The sequence below is a fragment of the Nioella sp. genome (assembly GCF_964229645.1).
Lineage (GTDB): Bacteria > Pseudomonadota > Alphaproteobacteria > Rhodobacterales > Rhodobacteraceae > Nioella.
Map to the genome: position 1 here is coordinate 1 of NZ_CAXREX010000325.1, position 16,880 is coordinate 16,880.

Here is a 16,880-nt window from a genome sequence, read left to right on the forward strand (position 1 = left end):
TATGCAGAGTTGCCTGTCAGTTGCAAAAAATAACCATGTGACTGAGGCTGACAAGAGCTCACTCCATAGCTCTATTGTGCATGGGGCCAGGGCCGTGTTCTAGATGGACAGATGAGCGCAGGGCCTCTAGCACTGGCGGGACCTCTCGGGCGGCATGGGTGGCTTCGCGCACCAGGCCGTCGAAATGGCGGGTGACGGCGCGCACCCGGTCGCGGTCGCGGAAGGCCACGTAGTAGCGTCCGAGATAGATCGCGGCGAGTTTCGGGCCGAAGATGGTGATCGGGGCCGAGTAGACGCGGCGGGCATCGTACAGGAAGAGCCGGAGCGTGGGGTAGAACTGATCGTGGACGGAGAGGATCCAGTCGATCTGGTCCCGGCGGATAGCTGCATCCAGCCCGGCATAATAGCCCTGGCCGAGCGCGAAGGCCTCGATCTCGTGCAGGGGCAGGGCGATTTCGTAGTCGCATTCGGAGGCGCGCATCCAGTCGAGCCGGGCCTCGGCCGCCGCGATGGCCTGGCCGGGGCTGCGGTTCATCGCCGGGGTATATTCCCAGTCCATCACCGCATGGGTCTTGAGCATGTCGGGAAGCGTCGCGGGCACGTGGCGGATTTTGTAGCCTGCCGCCTCCTCGTGCCAGGCGAAGATCTGGTCATCGGCGGAGCTGGCGCGCTCGGTTTCGGTCAGGGTGGCTGTGAGCAGATCGGCGGTGGCCTCGGGCCGGTCGGAGATCCCGAGGAGCCAGTCGGTCGAAACCGAAAGCGCTTCCGCCGCTGCCGCAACAAGGTGCCCGCCGGGCATCCGCGCATCCCCGTCGGACAGAAGCTGAGAGATGGTCGAGCGATCCACCCCTGCGGCGCGGGCAAGCGCGGCACGGCTGGTGCCGGTCTGGGCCATTGCTTCGGCGAGCCGGTCGCGGAAGAGGGCGGCCCGGTCGAGCTTGTTCACGCTGATACGCATTGTTGAAAAAAGTCACCAATGTTGAATTCATGTTGAGAATTCCCGGACTGCCTGGAAAAAGCAAGCCCTGATAGGAGCTTGTGGAAACGCACCATCAAGAGTGAGGGACGAACATGCGGGTCGAATGGCCGACGCTTCTGCTGATCTTGGGTTGTTACGTGGTCTGGGCGCTGGGGCTTTACTGGCTGCCGGGGATCTGGATGCCGCTGGCCATCGCGGCGCTTGTCGTCTCGATCGCGCTTCAAAGCTCGCTTCAGCACGAGGTTCTGCATGGGCATCCCTTCCCGGGGCGCAAATGGGGCGCGGTGCTGGTCTATGCCTCGCTGAACCTGGCCATTCCCTATGGGCGCTTTCGCGATACCCACCTGTCGCATCACCTCGACAGCACCCTGACCGACCCTTACGACGACCCCGAAAGCAACTATCTCGACCCGGCGGTCTGGGGCCGGCTGGCGGGGCCCGTGAAGTGGCTCTTGCGGCTCAACAACACGCTTCTGGGGCGGATGCTGCTAGGCCCGGCGATCGGGCAGGTTACCTTCATGGCGGGGGACTGGCGGCAGGTGCGGGCCGGCAATCGGCGCGTCCTGCGATCCTGGGCGGGGCACGCGGTGATGATGGGCGCGATCCTGTGGCTGGTCAGCCTGTCGGCGGTGCCGCTCTGGGCCTACCTGGCCTCTGCCTATGCGGGGTTGTCCCTGCTCAAGATCCGCACCTTCCTGGAACACCAGGCCCACGAGAAGGTGCGCGGGCGCACGGTGATCATCGAGGACCGGGGGCCGCTGGCCGTCCTCTTTCTCAACAACAACCTGCACGTGGTGCACCACATGCATCCGCGCACGCCCTGGTACCGGCTGCCGCAGCTCTATTTCTCGAACCGCGAGAAATACCTGACCCGCAACGAGGGCTACCGCTATGACAGCTACGCGCAGATCTTCCGCCGCCATCTGCTGCGCGCGAAGGACCCGGTGCCGCATCCGCTGTGGCCGCGCCAGTGAATTGACTTGCCAAGGCCCCGGGGCCGGGTGAAACAGGCCCATGCCCCTCTGGATACCCGTCACGATCCTTGCCGCCTTCATGCAGAACCTCCGGTTTCTGCTGCAACGGCACCTGAAGGTCACCAGCCTGTCGACGGCGGGGGCGACCTGGGCGCGATTTCTGTATTCCGCGCCGCTGGTGGCGCTGATCGTGCTGGCGGTATCGGGGGCGACCGGGCAGGGCCTGCCCGCCCCCAATGCGCGGTTCTGGGGCTTCGTTCTGTCGGGGGGGCTGGCGCAGATCGTGGCCACCATGTGCGTGGTGGCGCTGTTCGCGCGGCGCAATTTCCCGGTGGGGATCACGCTGGCCAAGACCGAGGTGATCCTGACCGCCCTTCTGGGCCTCGTCGTGCTGGGGGACGCGGTTTCGACACCGGTGGTGGTCGCCATCGGCTTCGGCTTCGCGGGTGTCGTGCTGCTGTCGGACCCGCCCAAGGGTGACGTGACGCTGCCATGGCGGGCGCGGCTGTTCAACGTGGCCTCGGGCTATGGGCTGGCCTCCGGGCTCCTCTTCAGCATCTCGGCCGTGGGCTACCGGGGGGCATCGCTGGCGCTGGAGGAGGGTTCGGTCTTCCTGCGCGCCTCGTTCACCCTGGGGGCGGCCACGGCGGTGCAGGCACTGGTGCTGGGGGCGTGGCTATACTGGCGCGAACGGGACGAGATCGGGCGGGTGCTGGCCAGCTGGCGGGTGTCGGGGCTGGTGGGACTGACCTCGATGCTGGGATCCCTGGGCTGGTTCACCGCCTTTACCCTGCAAAGCGCGGCCTATGTGAAGGCGCTTGGGCAGGTGGAACTGCTGTTTACCTTCCTCTTCTCGGTCTTCTGGCTGAAAGAGCGGTCATCGGCCAAGGAACTGGGCGGCGCGGGGCTGATCGTGCTCAGCTTGCTGTTGATCGTCTGGGGGGCGTTGTAGGGCCATGGATATCGTTCTGAGCATCGCGCCGGTCTTCGTGCTGATCTGCCTGGGATACGGGCTGCGCCGGGGGGGGATCCCGTCGGCGGAGTTCTGGAACCTCAATGACAGGCTGGTCTATTTCCTGCTGATGCCGGCGCTTTTCTACGTGCGCATTTCCACCGCGGACCTGTCGGGCGAGGTGCTGGCGACGATGGCCAGCGTGCTTTACGCCGCCTTCTTCGCGGCAACGGGCTATGGCGTGCTGGTGGGGTGGCTCATCCATCGCGACGGGGCGGTCGTGACCTCGCTTCTGCAAGGGGTGGGCCGGTTCAACACCTTCATCGCGCTGGCCGTGGCCGAGGCGCTTTACGGCGCACCTGCGCTTCAAATGGCGGTTCTGGCGGCGGCGGCGCTGATCCCGGTGGTGAACCTGACCGTGGTTGGCCTGTTTGCCATCTACCTGCCGAAACCCGGTGCGAGGCCCGTCCTGTCGGCGCTGAAGGGGCTCGCAACCAACCCGCTGATCCTGTCGGTCCTTATCGGGCTGGCGGCCAACTGGGCCGGGCTGGGACGGCTGCCGGTGCTGCATGATGCGCTGGCGGTGCTGGGGGCGGCAGCCCTGCCGATCATGCTGCTTTGCGTGGGTGCGAACCTGAAGCTGCGCGGGCTGTCGGGCGATGCGCTGCCGATTGCGCTGTCGGCCATCGGCAAGCTGGTGGTCTTTCCCGTCGTCATCCTGGCGCTGACGCTGGCGCTTGGGGTCGATCCGCTCCAGGCGCAGGTGCTGCTGATCTACGGGGCGCTTCCGGTCGGGGTCGCGGCCTATACGCTGTCGCGGCAGTTGGGGGGCGATGCGCCGCTGATGGCGGCGATGATCACCGTGCAGACGCTGCTGAGCTTTGCCGCGATGCCGATCTGGATCGCGATCGGCGAGCGGGTCTTCGGGTTGGGCTGAACCGGGCGGCGGCCCGGGGACGGGCCGCTCGCCGCTTGTGTCGGCGCGGTTTGTCCGGTCACAACCGTTCGAAGCGGCTGATCTCGTCGAGATTGTTGAAAAACGGGACGCCGGGCTGATCGGTGCCGGTCAGGATCGCACCGATCTCGGCCAGCACGACCTCGGTGATGAAGGGCATGTCGAACTTGCGCACCTCGTCGAGCGCGACCCATTGCAGGTGGCTCAGTTCGTCTTCGGCGCGGGTGAAATCATCGGGGTCCGATGTCAGCCGGTCGGCCTCGGCCATGAAGAAGCGCGCGTCGAAGCGGCGGGGCCGGCCCGGGGGCGTGATCGCGCGGAAGACGAAGTTCAGCGCATCGCCATCGGGCAGGTGACCGGTGGCCAGGTAGCCGCGCCAGCCTTTTGGGGCCTCGATCTGGCCCGCGCGGCTGTCTTCGGCACCGAGCAGCAGCCCGGTTTCTTCCCAAAGCTCTCGCGTGGCGGCATTGAGCAGCGCCTCGGGCGCGGTGCTGCTTTGGTTGGCCAGCCGCCGCAGGCTGTCGGCATCGGCGGGGTTGGCCACCGGGATCGTGGCATCGACCGCATCGACCGCGCCGCCCGGAAAGACGAATTTCGACGGCATGAACACCGCCCCGTGCCCGCGCTGGCCCATCAGCACGCGGGGGCGCGTTTCGGCATCGCGCACCATGATGATGGTGGCGGCATCGCGAATGGGAACCTCCGTCAAAGCCCGTGCATCCTCTTGGCCCACTGAATGCCCACGAACATGCCCTTGAAGCGCGGCAGAAGGAAGAGCGAGAGCGCCACCGTGCCCGAGCCGAAGATCGCCACCATTTCCCAGGGGCCGGGGCGATAGGCCATGAAGACATGAAGCATGCCCGCAACCATCAGGTGCCCGACCACCAGGATGGTGACATAGGCCGGGCCGTCATCGGCGCGGGTCTTGGTCAGGTCCAGCCCGCAGCAGTCGCATTCATCGCGCAGCTTGAGGTAGCCGCGCAGCACGCGGCCTTCGCCGCAGCGCGGGCAGCGACCGCGCAGGCCCCGGCGCACCGAGGGCCAGAACGGGCGTTCGGCCCCCTCGTCGATCATCGTCTCTGCGGCCATAGCGGCCTCCTTCGCGCAAACTCGTTTGTCCTTGCCACGTATCTAGCCTCGGGCGGGGCCTGCGAAAACCCCGGCGGGGCGCGGCAAAACCACCCGCAATTTTTTTTCGACGGAAAGCGCGGACCGGCCCGTTCAACGATCAGACAGGCAAGCAAAGGAGATGTGCAGATGTCTACGAAGAAAGCCCTGATGCTGAGCGTTCTGATCCCCGTTGGCCTCGCGCTGGCCCTGCCGGTGGCGGCCATGGGTCCCGGTGGCGCAGGTGGCCCCGGGGGCGAGCGCCCCAGCTTTACCGAGCTTGATGCCAATGCCGACGGGTCGCTGACGCTGGAAGAGATGCTGGCCCATCGTGACGCCCGCTTTGCCGAGGCCGATACCGATGGCGATGGCAACCTCAGCCGCGACGAGATGATCGCCGCTGCCATGGGCCGGGTGGAAGAGCGGATCGACGCCCAGTTCGAGCGGTTCGACGATAACGAGGACGGGCTGCTCAGCGCCAACGAGCTTGACGACATGCGCCCGCGCGGGCCGGGGCCGGAGCGGCTCTTTGCCCGGATGGACGCCGATGGCGATGGCGCGATCAGCGCCGAAGAGTTCGAGGCCGCCCAGGCCCATGCCATGCAGCGCCGCGGTGGCGGGCATGGCCAGGGTCAAGGCCACGGGCAGGGTCATCGTTGGGGCCAATCCGACGAAGGCTGAGTGACGTCCCTGAAGGGTGGCCATTGTCCCGGTGGCCCCCTTCCCCCCCGGGCGCAGGCGGGCTAGGACAGGAGTATGGAGCCCTTGGATGCCGATCTGGACCAACTTCAGGACGATGCCCTGATGGTGCTGTTTGCCAATGGCGAACCGGCAGCGGCCCGGCTCCTGACTGCCCGCCTGTTGCCTCGCGTCCTGAGCCATGCTGCCCGCGTCCTGGGGGACCGGGCCGAAGCCGAGGACGTGGCGCAGGAGGCCATGCTGCGGCTGTGGCGGGCCGCGGCCGAATGGGTGCCGGGCGGGGCCAAGCCCTCGACCTGGCTTTATCGCGTGACCGCCAACCTGGCCGTGGACCGGCTGCGCAAGGCGGGCCGCTCCGTGGGTCTGGACGAGGGCGCGGAGCCCGAGGATGATAGGCCGGGGGCCGAGGAACAGATGGTTCAGGCAGGGCGGATGCAGGCGCTGGATGCGGCGCTGGCCCGGCTGCCGGAACGGCAGCGCCAGGCGGTGGTGCTGCGCCATATCGAGGGGTTGTCGAACCCCGAAATCGCCGAGGTGCTGGAGATCAGCGTCGAGGCAGTCGAGAGCCTGACCGCGCGCGGCAAACGCGCGTTGGCGCAGGCGCTTGCAGGCCAGAAGGAGGCCCTGGGCTATGACGGGTGACATGGACAGGCTGGAGGCGCTGTTTGCCGAGGCGCGCGGAGGCGAAACCCCGGGCGACGACCTCGTGGCGCGGGTTCTGGCCGATGCAGATCGCGTGCAGGCTGGATTGGCCGAGACCCCGGGCGCACCGGCGCGAGGCGGCGGGCTGTTGGGCGGGGTCCTGTCCAATATCGGCGGCTGGTTCGGCGCGGGCGGCCTGGTTGCCGCGACGATGGCGGGGCTCCTGATCGGGGTCTATGCGCCTGACAGCGTTGATTCCGCGCTTGGCGGGCAATTGTCGACCTTTGGTCTGGTGACCGGGGACGAACTTCTGCCGGGCCTGAGCGATCTCTTGCCCGGGCAGGGAGGCTGAGAGATGAGCGAGACGAACACCACCACGGGCAAGACGGCGGGCCGGACCGGGCGGGGCGTGAAGATCGCCCTGGGGCTGAGCCTTGCCGTGAACCTGCTGATCCTGGGCATGATCGGGGGGGCCGTGCTGAACGGTCGGCCCGATGGGGGCCCGGGTGAGCGGATCGACATCGCCCGGACGCTGGCGCTTGGACCGATGGGCCGTGCGCTGGAGCGGGGCGACCGCAATGCCATCATCGAACGCGTCGGGCAGGACCGCGAAGAGCTGCGCGGCCACAGGGCCGATCTGCTTGAGGCGACCTTGGCCTTCGCGCGCGCGGTGCGCGCGGAGCCTTTCGATCGCGAGGCCGCCGAAGCGGCGTTGGAAATGCAGCGCGGGCAGGTCGTGGCGTTACAGGCGCGCGGGCACGGAGCGCTGCTGGATCAGCTGGAAACCATGCCGGCAGCCGAACGCGCGGCCTTCTCGGAACGACTGGTCGAGGCGCTTGATCGCCACCGCCCCGGGCCTGACCGGCGCTGATATGGGTGGTGCTCAGGCCGCCGAGGCTGAGACCGTGACCTGGTTGCGCCCCTCGTGCTTGGAGCCGTAAAGCGCCTGGTCGGCGCGTTGCAGCAGGACTTCCGCCGTTTCACCATGGGTCTGGGTCATCGCCAGGCCCACGCTCATCGTGACCGGGATCGGCAAGTCGAGACCCGGCCCGGTGATCGGAGCCTCGCCCACGGCGCGGCGCAACCGCTCGGCGCAGTCGAGCGCGGTTTCCGATCCGACATCCTGCACAGCGACGAGGAATTCCTCGCCCCCGAGCCGGGCCAAAAGATCCTGTGGCCGCAACTGGTTGCGCAAGCGCTTGGCCACGGCGGCCAGCACATGATCGCCCGCAGCATGGCCGAAGCTGTCATTGACGGATTTGAAATGGTCGAGGTCGAGCATCATCACCGCCACACCGCGTCCCGGTGCCATCATCATCCGGTCTAGCCGCCGCAGGGCGTAGCGGCGGTTGTGAAGCCCCGTCAGGCTGTCGGTCACCGCCAGTTCCAGCCCCGCTTCGACAGAGGCGCGCAGGCGGTCCGACTGGGACTTGCGTTTAAGCTGCATTTCGATGCGCACCGCAAGTTCCCCGATGTCGAAGGGATCGTAGAGAATGTCGCCCGCCCCCAGGTCGAGCGCCACGGCGCCCCGTTCCGTGTCGCCCTGGGGCAGGATCATCAGCACCGCCGCGTGACGCGAGGCCGGGCGCGAGCGCAGGTCCGACAAAAGCCGCAACCCCTCGTTGCGCGTGGCCAGATCGGCGGCGATGACGAAGAGGTCGGGCGCGGCCTGAACCCGGGTCTGAAGCGCGTGTTCGCGCGGCAGAACCTCCAGCGGGTTGCCCACAACGGGGCCAAGGGCGCGCTTCCAGGCCATGCCCGTGGCCGCATCCGGTGCCACCAGCGCCACCTTGCCGGGGCAGTCGAAGCCCGTCGTGGGTTCCGCGAAGCCCAGACCTGCATAGGAGTCTTCGCGCAGCCGCAATTCACGCTGGATCTCGGAGGAGCGCAGAAGCGAGCGCACCCGCGCCAGCAGCGTCACCTCGTCCACCGGTTTGGTCAGGTAATCGTCGGCCCCGCGCTTGAGCCCGTCGACCTTGCTGTCGCTGTCGGACAAGGCCGTGATCAGGATCACGGGAATATCGGCGGTTTCGGGATCGGATTTCAGCCGTTCGCAAACGCTGACACCGCTCATGTCCGGCATCATCACGTCGAGGAGGATCAGGTCGGGACGTTCGGACCTGGCAAGCCTGAGGGCGGCCTCACCGCAATCGGCCTGCAACACCGAATAGCAGGCCGCCGCGAGCTTGACCTTCATGACGATGCGATTGGTGGCCACATCGTCCACAACCAGAATGCGCCCTGTCATCGAATGCTCCGCCACTGTTTATCTCCGGGCTTTTCTCATCCATGCTCCCGAAAGGTTAACAAAGCCTTTAACGAGAGGGATTCGCGCCAGGATGATTCTGGATCGTGCCGAGGAAATCGCGCTGCTGGCGCTTGGCTGGCTCGCGGGCAATGACGACCTGATGCCGGTCTTCCTGGGGGCCAGCGGCGCGTCGGCGGAGGATCTTCGCAACGGGGCGAGCGACCCGGCCTACCTGGGTTCGGTGCTGGATTTCATCCTGATGGACGATGCCTGGGTCGTGGCGTGTTGCGATGCGCTGTCGCTGTCTTACGAGACGCTCATGCAGGCACGCCAGAAACTCCCCGGGGGGGAGCTTCCGAATTGGACCTGATCGGGACCGGGAAGGCTCAGGCGTCGCCGAGCTCACCCTCGCAGAGCTTGCCCAGGAGCCGCAGCAACTCCCGCTGTTCCGTCGGGGTCAGCTTGGAGTTGAAATGTTCCATATTCTCGGAACATACGGGCACGGCTTCGATCATCCGGTCGAAGCCTGCCGCGGTCATGGTGACCTCGGTCATGCGACGGTCCTGCTGGCCGATAGCACGCGAAATGAGCCCCTCGGACTCCAACGCGCGCAATGCGCGCGACGTCGCCGTCCGGTCGATGCCGACGAAGGCAGCGATGTCGGAAGGGTTCTTGAGGCCGCCCTCGGCAACGGCGAGCAGAATGCACCAACCGATCCGGGTCAGCCCGAATTCTCTTAGTCCGTCCTCGACCCGACGCTCTACGAGCCGGGCGGCTCGGGTGGCATGAAAACCGATGCTTTCATGCAAGCCATATCTTGGCCGTTGTCCATCCATGATAATCTCTGACAATTTGCTGTCGCGATATGTAAAACCGCGAGGTACCTCGTGACATACTCGTTACTGGCGCGCAGTATTTAACTTTAGAGGGAAGGTTGCAATGATTTCTGGCATTTTGTTCGACAAGGACGGAACCCTGTTCGATTTCCAGGTCAGCTGGTCGGGCTGGGCGCGGGCGTTTCTTGGCGAACTGGCCGGGGGCGATGACCGTGAAGCGGCCCGGCTTGGGGCGCTGATCGGCTATGATTGGGAGACCTCTGGCTTCCATCCCGACAGCCACCTGATCTCGGGGACGGACGAGGATACCGTCACCGCGCTGCTGCCCGAAATCCCTGGGGCCACGCCGGAATCGCTTCGCAGCCGGATCAGCCTCGCGGCGGCGACCGCCCCGATGGCCGAAGCGGTGCCGCTGGTGCCTTTCCTCGCGGCGTTGAAGGCGCGGGGTCTGCGCATCGGCGTGGCCACGAATGACAGTGAATACTCTGCGCGCGCGCATCTCGAACAGGCCGGGATCCTGGAACAGTTCGATTTCGTGGCTGGTGCCGATAGCGGCTTTGGGCCCAAGCCGGGGCCGGGCATGTGCCTGGCCTTTGCCGAAGCCATGGGCCTGCCGCCGGCCGAGGTGCTGATGGTGGGCGACAGCCTGCATGACCTACACGCAGGTGCAGCGGCGGGGATGCGCACGCTTGGCGTGCTGACCGGGCTGGCCGAGGCGCATGTTCTGGCCCCTCATGCCGATGTCGTTCTGCCCGATATCGGCGCGCTTCTGGATCGGCTCGATTCCGCCAATCGGCTGGATGCGTCGGGTCGGGACGACAAAGCGACGCAAACGGAATCGGATTCCGTCGCAATCTGAAAACCCCTCGCCCGGCGGCTCGGCCAGTCTGGAGCCAACGAGATCCGGGAGAGACCCATGACCGACCAAGCCCCCCGCCGCCGCCGTGCCGGCGGCCGCAGAGGCCACGCAGACCGAGCAGGAACCGCCGTCATCGACCAGATGCCCTGGCGGTTGCCGCGCAACCCCGACAAGCCGGTGGAACCCCTGCGCGAAGAGGGCGTCCTGGCGATCCACAAGGGCGCGATGCGCATCCTGTCGGAAATCGGGATCGAATTCCTGAACGAAGAGGCGCGCGAGCACCTGGCGCGGGCGGGCTGCAAGGTGACGGGCACCAACGTGCGCATGGACGAGGATTTCGTGATGGAGATGGTGCGCCGTGCGCCGTCCTCCTTCACCATCACCCCGCGCAATCCCGAGCGGCAGCTGATCATCGGCGGCGACGTGATCGTCTTCGGCAACGTATCCTCGCCGCCCAATTCCTGGGACCTGGAACGCGGCAAGCGGTCGGGGGATTTCGAGACCTACAAGGAATTCCTGAAACTGACGCAGTATTTCAACTGCATCCATTTCGCAGGGGGCTACGCGCCCGAACCGATCGACGTGCATGCCTCGATCCGGCATCTCGAATGCCTCTACGAGAAGCTCACGCTGACAGACAAGGTGGCGCATGCCTATTCGCTCGGCAAAGAGCGGGTCGAGGACGTGATGGAGATGGTGCGCATCGCGGGCGGGCTGACGGAGGAAGAGTTCCGCGCCACGCCGCGGATGTATACGAACATCAACTCGGTCTCGCCGCTCAAGCACGACTTTCCGATGCTGGAAGGCGCGATGATCCTGGCCCGCGCCGGGCAGGGCGTGGTCGTCACACCCTTCACGCTGGCTGGCGCCATGGCGCCGGTCACGATGTCGGGCGCGGTGACGCTGAGCCTGGCCGAGGGGCTGGCCGCGATTGCGCTGTTGCAATTCATCGCCCCGGGCTGCCCGGTGGCCATCGGCACCTTCACCTCGAACGTGGACATGAAATCGGGCGCACCTGCCTTCGGCACGCCCGAATACATGCGCGCCACCCAGATGACCGGGCAGATGGCCCGGTTCTATGACCTGCCGATGCGCGCCAGCGGCGTCTGCGCGGCCAACGTGCCCGACGGGCAGGCGATGTGGGAGACCTCCAACTCGCTCTGGTCGGCGGTGCAGTCGGGCACCAACATGGTCTATCACGCGGCCGGGTGGCTGGAGGGCGGTCTGATCGCCAGCCCCGAGAAATTCGTGATGGATTGCGAAGTCCTGCAGATGATCCAGCGCTATTTCGAGCCTCAGTTGTGGGCGACCGGGGAAGAAGACATCGCCTTCGACGCGATCCGCGAGGTGGGGCCGGACGGGCATTACTTTGGCGTGCAGCACACCCAGGACCGCTACCAGGACGCCTTCTATGCGCCCTTCGCAAGCGACTGGCGCAACTTCGAGGCCTGGGAGGCGGGCGGCGGCGAATGGACCGCGGAGCGGGCGCACAGGATCTACAAGGAGATCAGCGGCAGTTTCGAGCCCCCCGCGATGGATGCGGCGGTGAAGGAGGAATTGCGTGCCTTCGTGGATCGCCGGATTGCCGAGGGCGGTGCGCCCACGGATTTCTGAGGCCGGTCGTCTCGCCGCCTTCGGCGCCGATCCGGGGGCGGGCCTCCTCACCCTCCCTTGCGGGAGGGATCGTCGGCCCGCGCGGGGGCGCTGCCCCCGGACCCCCGGGATATTTCCGGAACGATGACGGCAAGGCTTCCTTAACGGTTCTGTCCTATCAGGAGAAAAAAGGAGAGCCGGAGTCCGTCGCCCATGCATGGTCTTGTCAACCGCGCCCTTCAGGGGTTCCTGACGGATACCTATGGCCAGGAGACCTGGGCGGAGGTGGCCAGCCATGCGGGGGTTCCGGAGGGCGGGTTCGAATCGATGCTGGTCTATGAGGACCGGCTGACAACGGCGACGATCGAGGCGGCGGCGGCCCTGCTGCACAAGGATCAGCATGCGCTGTTGGAGGATTTGGGCACCTACTTGCTGTCGCATCCGAACCAGGAACGGCTTCGGCGGCTGATGCGGTTTGGCGGTGACAGTTTCCGGGACTTCCTGCTGTCGCTGGAGGACCTGACGGGCCGCGCGCAACTGGCGCTGCCCGATCTGGACATGCCGGTGATGCGGCTGCGCCAGGAGGACATCCGTCACTTCGTTCTCGATCTCGACTGGCGCTTGCCGGGCGTGGGCCCGGTCTTTCTCGGGGCGCTTCGGGCGATGGCGGACGACTATGGCACCCTGGCGTTCTTCACCGCCCAGGAGGGCCAGGACGGCAAGGAGCGGATCGCGATCGAACTGGTGGACACGGCCTTTGCCACCGGGCGCAGCTTTTCCCTGGCGGAGGGGATGCGATGATCCCTGAGCGCGTGATAGGCCTGTCGGGGCGGGCGCTCGATCAGCTGATGCCGATGCATCTGTGGATCGGACCTGGCGGCTTGATCAACCGGGTGGGGCCGACCCTGACCAAGATCGCGGGGCAGGACCTGCGTGGACGGCCCCTTTTCGACGTGCTGGACCTGCAAAGCCCGCGCGCAAGCCGCGACATGGATGCGTTGCTGGCCCTGCAGAGCGCGCGGCTGAGCCTGAGCCTGCGCGCCCGGTCCGATTTGCCGCTGCGGGGGATGGTGGTGGGGCTGCCCGCGGGCACGGGTGGGCTCTTGAACCTGTCCCTGGGCCTGTCCTTTGCAAGGGCGGTGACCGAGTGTGGACTGACGCTGAGCGACTTTTCCCCATGCGATCAGACAGTTGACCTGCTCTACCTTCGCGAGACCAATGCCGCCATCGCGCGCGAGTCGCGCAAGCTGACGGACCGGTTGCAGCAGGCGAGGCGCGCGGCGGAGGAACGGGCTCTGACCGACACGCTGACCGGGCTGGCCAACCGGCGGGCGATGGATGCGCGTTTGGCCGAGCTTGCGGATGATCCGGTGCCGCGCTTCGGGCTCATGCATCTGGACCTCGATTTCTTCAAGGATGTGAATGACAGCCTTGGCCATGCGGCGGGCGACCACGTGCTGGCGCATGTGGCCGAGGTCCTGCGATCCGAGATCAGGGGCGGGGACATGGTGGCGCGGGTGGGGGGCGATGAGTTCGTCCTGCTCTTTCGAGATTGCGACGATCCTGAACTGCTGGAGGCGATCGGGGCGCGCCTCATTTCACGGCTGGAGGAGCCAGTGGCATTCGAAGGGCAGCTCTGCCGGATTTCGGCCAGTGCCGGGTCGGTGCTGGCATCGCGCTACGACAGACCCGACCCCGACCGGATGCTGAACGATGCCGATATGGCGCTTTATGCCTCGAAACACAGGGGCCGCGCGCAGCACACGCTGTTCACCGATGCGCTTCTGGCCCCGCTGCGCCCCAATTGATCCATGAGAAAGGCCCGCAGCCGGTGGGCGCGGGCCTGTCACGTTCCGTGGAGCGGGCGATCAGGCCGCAGGCGTGGCCTGAAGGCTTTGCACGTTCATGTCACCCTCGCGCGCGGCGCGCATCGCCAGGGCGGCTGCGTGGGCGCCTGCCGCCGTGGTGTAGTAGGGGATCTTGTCATAGAGCGCGACCGAGCGGATTTCGCGGCTGTCCTCGACCGCCTGCGCCCCTTCGGTGGTGTTCATGACCAGCGCGATGCCGCCATCCTTGAGCAGGTCGACGATATTGGGGCGGCCTTCGTAGACCTTGTTGATCGTGTCGCAGGGCAGGCCCTGATCCGCAAGCCAGGCGGCCGTGCCGCGCGTTGCGACCAGTGAGAAGCCCAGGTCGAGCAGGATCTGCGCAGCTTCCAGCATCACCGGGCCCTTGTCGGCGTCCTTGATCGAGACGAAGACTGCCCCTTCGGTCGGCAGGACGGTGCCGGCCCCGAGCTGTGCCTTGAGGAAGGCGCGGGGGAAGGACACGTCCCAGCCCATGACCTCGCCGGTCGAGCGCATTTCCGGCCCCAGGATCGTATCGACGCCAGGGAAGCGGGCGAAGGGCAACACGGCCTCTTTCACCGAGTACCAGGGCATCATCGGATCGGCGAGCGTCATCGGATCGGCCTCGGGCAGGGTGCCCGGCTTGGCGTTTTCCGGGTAGGGCGCGCGCAGCGGGAAGGTCGAAAGCGGCTCGCCCGCCATCAGCCGCGCGGCAATGGAGGCAATGGCGCTGTCGGTGGCCTTGGCAACGAAGGGCACGGTGCGGCTGGCGCGGGGGTTCACCTCGATGAGGTAGATCTCGTCATCCTTGACCGCGAACTGGACGTTCATCAGCCCCACGACCTTGAGCGCCTTGGCCAGGGCAACCGACTGGCGGGTCAGCTCCGCGATGATCGCGGGAGAGAGCGTGTGCGGCGGCAGGCAGCAGGCGGAATCGCCCGAATGCACGCCCGCTTCCTCGATATGCTGCATGATGCCCGCGACATGCACGTTCTCGCCGTCGCACAGCGCATCGACATCCACCTCGGTGGCACCATCGAGATAGCTGTCCAGCAGCACCGGGCTGTCGCCCGACACCACCACCGCCTCGGCGATGTAGCGTTCGAGCTGCGCGGTGTCGCGCACGATTTCCATCGCGCGGCCGCCCAGGACGTAGGAGGGCCGGATCACCAGCGGGTAGCCCAGTTCCTCGGCCCGCGCGCGGGCCTGGTCGTCGGTCGAGGCGATGGCGTTGCGCGGCTGCTTGAGGCCAAGCCGCACGACGAGATCCTGGAACCGCTCGCGGTCCTCGGCCAGGTCGATGGCGTCGGGGGTGGTGCCCAGGATCGGGATGCCGGCCTCTTCCAGCGCATTGGCCAGTTTCAGAGGGGTCTGACCGCCGAACTGGACGATCACGCCATGCAGCGTTCCGTTCTGCTGCTCGACGCGCAGGATTTCCATCACATGTTCGAAGGTCAGCGGCTCGAAATAGAGCCGGTCGGACGTGTCATAGTCGGTCGAAACGGTTTCGGGGTTGCAGTTGACCATGATGGTTTCATAGCCCGCCTCGGTCAGGGCAAAACAGGCGTGACAGCAGCAATAGTCAAATTCGATGCCCTGGCCGATACGGTTGGGGCCACCGCCCAAAATCACGACTTTCCGGGCACTTGAGGGGCGAGCTTCACATTCTGCTTCACCCATGACCGGGGTTTCATATGTTGAATACATGTAAGGCGTCTGCGCTTCGAATTCCGCCGCGCAGGTGTCGATCCGCTTGAATTGGGCGGTCACGCCGAGGTTCACGCGGGCGTGCCGCACATTGGCTTCGTCGCGGCCCGTCAGCTTGGCCAGGCGCGCGTCGGAGAAGCCCATCATCTTGACCTTGCGCAGGCCCTCTTCGGTCACCGGCAGGCCGGATTTGCGGATCTCTTCCTCGGCCTCCACGATCTCGCGGATGCGGGCGAGGAACCACGGGTCGAAAGAGGTGATCGCCTGGATCTCGTCATCCGAGAAGCCGTGGCGCATGGCTTGGGCGATCACGCGCAGGCGGTCGGGGGTCTGTTCGCTGAGCGCCTTGGACACGGCCGCCTTGTCGGGTGCGCCGGGGATCGTGACCTCGTCGAAGCCGGTCAGACCGGTTTCCATCGACGCCAGCGCCTTCTGCACCGACTCGTGGAAGCTGCGCCCGATGGACATTGCCTCGCCCACGGATTTCATCGCGGTGGTCAGGTAGGGCTGGGACCCGGGGAACTTTTCGAACGCGAAGCGCGGGATCTTGGTCACGACATAGTCGATGGTAGGCTCGAAACTGGCGGGGGTGACCTTGGTGATGTCGTTGTCGAGCTCATCCAGCGTGTAGCCGATGGCCAGTTTCGCGGCGATCTTGGCAATCGGGAAGCCGGTGGCCTTGGAGGCCAGCGCCGAGGAGCGCGACACGCGCGGGTTCATCTCGATCACGACCATGCGGCCGTCTTTCGGGTTCACGGCCCATTGCACGTTGGAGCCGCCGGTTTCGACGCCGATTTCGCGCAGCACGGCGATCGAGCCGTTGCGCATGATCTGGTATTCCTTGTCGGTCAGCGTCAGCGCCGGTGCCACGGTGATGGAATCGCCCGTGTGCACGCCCATCGGGTCCACGTTCTCGATGGAGCAGACGATGATGGCGTTGTCGGCCTTGTCGCGCACGACCTCCATCTCGTATTCCTTCCAGCCCAGAAGGCTTTCATCGACGAGGATCTGGTTCACTGGCGAGGCATCCATGCCCGAGCGGCAGTAGTGGATATAATCCTCGCGGTTGTAGGCCACGCCGCCGCCGGTGCCGCCCAGGGTGAAGGCGGGGCGGATGATGGCGGGCAGGCCAATGTTTTCCAACTCGTCCAGCGCCATCTGCACACCGGCCTGAAGGTCCGGTTTGCCGTTCTTCTTGGGGGCGGTGATGATCGTGGCGCGCGGGTTTTCCAGGCCGATCCGGTCCATCGCCTCGCGGAACAGCTTGCGGTCCTCGGCCATTTCGATGGCCTCGCGCTTGGCTCCGATCATCTCGACGCCGAATTTTTCCAGAACGCCCATCTCTTCGAGCGCCAGCGAGGTATTGAGGCCGGTCTGACCGCCCATGGTGGGCAGCAGCGCATCGGGGCGCTCTTTCTCGATGATCTTGGCCACGATCTCGGGTGTGATCGGCTCGATATAGGTCGCGTCGGCCAGCTCGGG

General features: G+C 66.2%; 18 protein-coding genes. 12 read left to right on the forward strand and 6 right to left on the reverse strand.

Annotated elements, in window-relative coordinates:
* Nucleotides 1-58: 58 nt before the first annotated feature.
* On the reverse strand, nucleotides 59-958 hold the full coding sequence (locus tag ACEQXV_RS20345; RefSeq protein WP_370270692.1) for a helix-turn-helix domain-containing protein: 900 nt from the start codon (nucleotides 956-958) through the stop codon (nucleotides 59-61).
* Between the two features lie 113 nt (nucleotides 959-1,071).
* Here ACEQXV_RS20345 and ACEQXV_RS20350 point away from each other — a divergent pair, with 113 nt between their 5' ends.
* From ACEQXV_RS20350 to ACEQXV_RS20360, 3 genes are read left to right on the forward strand one after another with little or no spacing between them, the layout of a single operon-like run.
* A complete protein-coding gene (locus ACEQXV_RS20350) occupies nucleotides 1,072-1,953 on the forward strand; it encodes a fatty acid desaturase (RefSeq protein WP_370270694.1) in 882 nt (293 codons plus the stop codon).
* 40 nt (nucleotides 1,954-1,993) lie between these two features.
* Nucleotides 1,994-2,905, forward strand: coding sequence for an EamA family transporter (locus ACEQXV_RS20355; RefSeq protein WP_370270695.1), 912 nt, complete (start codon nucleotides 1,994-1,996; stop codon nucleotides 2,903-2,905).
* Between the two features lie 4 nt (nucleotides 2,906-2,909).
* Nucleotides 2,910-3,842, forward strand: coding sequence for an AEC family transporter (locus tag ACEQXV_RS20360; RefSeq protein ID WP_370253088.1), 933 nt, complete (start codon nucleotides 2,910-2,912; stop codon nucleotides 3,840-3,842).
* A gap of 58 nt (nucleotides 3,843-3,900) precedes the next feature.
* Here ACEQXV_RS20360 and ACEQXV_RS20365 read toward each other — a convergent pair whose 3' ends face one another.
* Both ACEQXV_RS20365 and ACEQXV_RS20370 read right to left on the reverse strand, forming a co-directional pair.
* Nucleotides 3,901-4,569, reverse strand: coding sequence for an NUDIX domain-containing protein (locus ACEQXV_RS20365; protein ID WP_370253086.1), 669 nt, complete (start codon nucleotides 4,567-4,569; stop codon nucleotides 3,901-3,903).
* Complete coding sequence (locus tag ACEQXV_RS20370; RefSeq protein WP_370253084.1) at nucleotides 4,566-4,949, reverse strand: DUF983 domain-containing protein; 384 nt, start codon at nucleotides 4,947-4,949, stop codon at nucleotides 4,566-4,568. The genes ACEQXV_RS20365 and ACEQXV_RS20370 overlap by 4 nt, the downstream gene beginning before the upstream one ends.
* A 168-nt stretch (nucleotides 4,950-5,117) precedes the next feature.
* On the opposite strand from ACEQXV_RS20370, the gene ACEQXV_RS20375 reads away from it, so the two are divergent.
* From ACEQXV_RS20375 to ACEQXV_RS20390, 4 genes are all read left to right on the forward strand, one after another.
* Entirely contained in the window at nucleotides 5,118-5,648 is a 531-nt protein-coding gene (locus ACEQXV_RS20375; RefSeq protein ID WP_370253082.1) for an EF-hand domain-containing protein, read from the forward strand.
* A 75-nt stretch (nucleotides 5,649-5,723) separates the two neighbouring features.
* On the forward strand, nucleotides 5,724-6,308 hold the full coding sequence (locus ACEQXV_RS20380; protein WP_370253080.1) for an RNA polymerase sigma factor: 585 nt from the start codon (nucleotides 5,724-5,726) through the stop codon (nucleotides 6,306-6,308).
* The gene (locus ACEQXV_RS20385; protein ID WP_370253079.1) at nucleotides 6,298-6,660 is read left to right on the forward strand and encodes a hypothetical protein; all 363 of its coding nucleotides are present in this window, start codon (nucleotides 6,298-6,300) and stop codon (nucleotides 6,658-6,660) included. The genes ACEQXV_RS20380 and ACEQXV_RS20385 overlap by 11 nt, the downstream gene beginning before the upstream one ends.
* Before the next feature lie 3 nt (nucleotides 6,661-6,663).
* Nucleotides 6,664-7,179 carry a periplasmic heavy metal sensor gene (locus ACEQXV_RS20390; RefSeq protein WP_370270696.1) on the forward strand — a complete coding sequence of 172 codons (516 nt, stop codon included), beginning with the start codon at nucleotides 6,664-6,666 and terminating at the stop codon, nucleotides 7,177-7,179.
* 12 nt (nucleotides 7,180-7,191) lie between these two features.
* On the opposite strand, the gene ACEQXV_RS20395 is transcribed toward ACEQXV_RS20390, so the two are convergent.
* Nucleotides 7,192-8,556, reverse strand: coding sequence for a diguanylate cyclase domain-containing protein (locus tag ACEQXV_RS20395; protein WP_370270697.1), 1,365 nt, complete (start codon nucleotides 8,554-8,556; stop codon nucleotides 7,192-7,194).
* Between the two features lie 91 nt (nucleotides 8,557-8,647).
* Here ACEQXV_RS20395 and ACEQXV_RS20400 point away from each other — a divergent pair, with 91 nt between their 5' ends.
* A complete protein-coding gene (locus ACEQXV_RS20400) occupies nucleotides 8,648-8,926 on the forward strand; it encodes a DUF3572 domain-containing protein (RefSeq protein ID WP_370270699.1) in 279 nt (92 codons plus the stop codon).
* 16 nt (nucleotides 8,927-8,942) lie between these two features.
* On the opposite strand, the gene ACEQXV_RS20405 is transcribed toward ACEQXV_RS20400, so the two are convergent.
* The gene (locus ACEQXV_RS20405; RefSeq protein ID WP_372526300.1) at nucleotides 8,943-9,392 is read right to left on the reverse strand and encodes a MarR family winged helix-turn-helix transcriptional regulator; all 450 of its coding nucleotides are present in this window, start codon (nucleotides 9,390-9,392) and stop codon (nucleotides 8,943-8,945) included.
* Nucleotides 9,393-9,495: 103 nt separating this feature from the next.
* Here ACEQXV_RS20405 and ACEQXV_RS20410 point away from each other — a divergent pair, with 103 nt between their 5' ends.
* From ACEQXV_RS20410 to ACEQXV_RS20425, 4 genes are all read left to right on the forward strand, one after another.
* Nucleotides 9,496-10,251 carry an HAD family hydrolase gene (locus ACEQXV_RS20410; protein WP_370270701.1) on the forward strand — a complete coding sequence of 252 codons (756 nt, stop codon included), beginning with the start codon at nucleotides 9,496-9,498 and terminating at the stop codon, nucleotides 10,249-10,251.
* Between the two features lie 57 nt (nucleotides 10,252-10,308).
* Entirely contained in the window at nucleotides 10,309-11,865 is a 1,557-nt protein-coding gene (locus ACEQXV_RS20415) for a trimethylamine methyltransferase family protein (RefSeq protein ID WP_370270703.1), read from the forward strand.
* Nucleotides 11,866-12,057: 192 nt separating this feature from the next.
* Nucleotides 12,058-12,645: a heme NO-binding domain-containing protein gene (locus tag ACEQXV_RS20420; protein WP_370253836.1), complete on the forward strand. Its 588-nt coding sequence runs from the start codon at nucleotides 12,058-12,060 to the stop codon at nucleotides 12,643-12,645.
* Nucleotides 12,642-13,652 (forward strand): diguanylate cyclase domain-containing protein, encoded by a 1,011-nt coding sequence (locus ACEQXV_RS20425; protein WP_370253837.1) that lies wholly within the window; start codon nucleotides 12,642-12,644, stop codon nucleotides 13,650-13,652. Before ACEQXV_RS20420 ends, ACEQXV_RS20425 begins: the two co-directional genes overlap by 4 nt.
* Before the next feature lie 60 nt (nucleotides 13,653-13,712).
* Here the strand turns inward: ACEQXV_RS20425 and carB are convergent.
* A partial coding sequence (carB, locus tag ACEQXV_RS20430; RefSeq protein WP_370270705.1) for a carbamoyl-phosphate synthase large subunit occupies nucleotides 13,713-16,880 on the reverse strand: 3,168 nt, incomplete at its 5' end.

Excerpts from the sequence above, each read along its gene's own strand:
- ACEQXV_RS20350 (WP_370270694.1), top strand. The coding sequence starts at position 1,072 with ATGCGGGTCGAATGGCCGACGCTTCTGCTGATCTTGGGTTGTTACGTG.
- ACEQXV_RS20385 (WP_370253079.1), top strand. The coding sequence starts at position 6,298 with ATGACGGGTGACATGGACAGGCTGGAGGCGCTGTTTGCCGAGGCGCGC.
- ACEQXV_RS20370 (WP_370253084.1), bottom strand. The coding sequence starts at position 4,949 with ATGGCCGCAGAGACGATGATCGACGAGGGGGCCGAACGCCCGTTCTGG.
- ACEQXV_RS20425 (WP_370253837.1), top strand. The coding sequence starts at position 12,642 with ATGATCCCTGAGCGCGTGATAGGCCTGTCGGGGCGGGCGCTCGATCAG.
- ACEQXV_RS20400 (WP_370270699.1), top strand. The coding sequence starts at position 8,648 with ATGATTCTGGATCGTGCCGAGGAAATCGCGCTGCTGGCGCTTGGCTGG.
- ACEQXV_RS20345 (WP_370270692.1), bottom strand. The coding sequence starts at position 958 with ATGCGTATCAGCGTGAACAAGCTCGACCGGGCCGCCCTCTTCCGCGAC.
- ACEQXV_RS20410 (WP_370270701.1), top strand. The coding sequence starts at position 9,496 with ATGATTTCTGGCATTTTGTTCGACAAGGACGGAACCCTGTTCGATTTC.
- ACEQXV_RS20355 (WP_370270695.1), top strand. The coding sequence starts at position 1,994 with ATGCCCCTCTGGATACCCGTCACGATCCTTGCCGCCTTCATGCAGAAC.
- ACEQXV_RS20405 (WP_372526300.1), bottom strand. The coding sequence starts at position 9,392 with ATGGATGGACAACGGCCAAGATATGGCTTGCATGAAAGCATCGGTTTT.
- ACEQXV_RS20390 (WP_370270696.1), top strand. The coding sequence starts at position 6,664 with ATGAGCGAGACGAACACCACCACGGGCAAGACGGCGGGCCGGACCGGG.
- ACEQXV_RS20420 (WP_370253836.1), top strand. The coding sequence starts at position 12,058 with ATGCATGGTCTTGTCAACCGCGCCCTTCAGGGGTTCCTGACGGATACC.
- ACEQXV_RS20360 (WP_370253088.1), top strand. The coding sequence starts at position 2,910 with ATGGATATCGTTCTGAGCATCGCGCCGGTCTTCGTGCTGATCTGCCTG.
- ACEQXV_RS20375 (WP_370253082.1), top strand. The coding sequence starts at position 5,118 with ATGTCTACGAAGAAAGCCCTGATGCTGAGCGTTCTGATCCCCGTTGGC.
- ACEQXV_RS20395 (WP_370270697.1), bottom strand. The coding sequence starts at position 8,556 with ATGACAGGGCGCATTCTGGTTGTGGACGATGTGGCCACCAATCGCATC.
- ACEQXV_RS20380 (WP_370253080.1), top strand. The coding sequence starts at position 5,724 with ATGGAGCCCTTGGATGCCGATCTGGACCAACTTCAGGACGATGCCCTG.
- ACEQXV_RS20415 (WP_370270703.1), top strand. The coding sequence starts at position 10,309 with ATGACCGACCAAGCCCCCCGCCGCCGCCGTGCCGGCGGCCGCAGAGGC.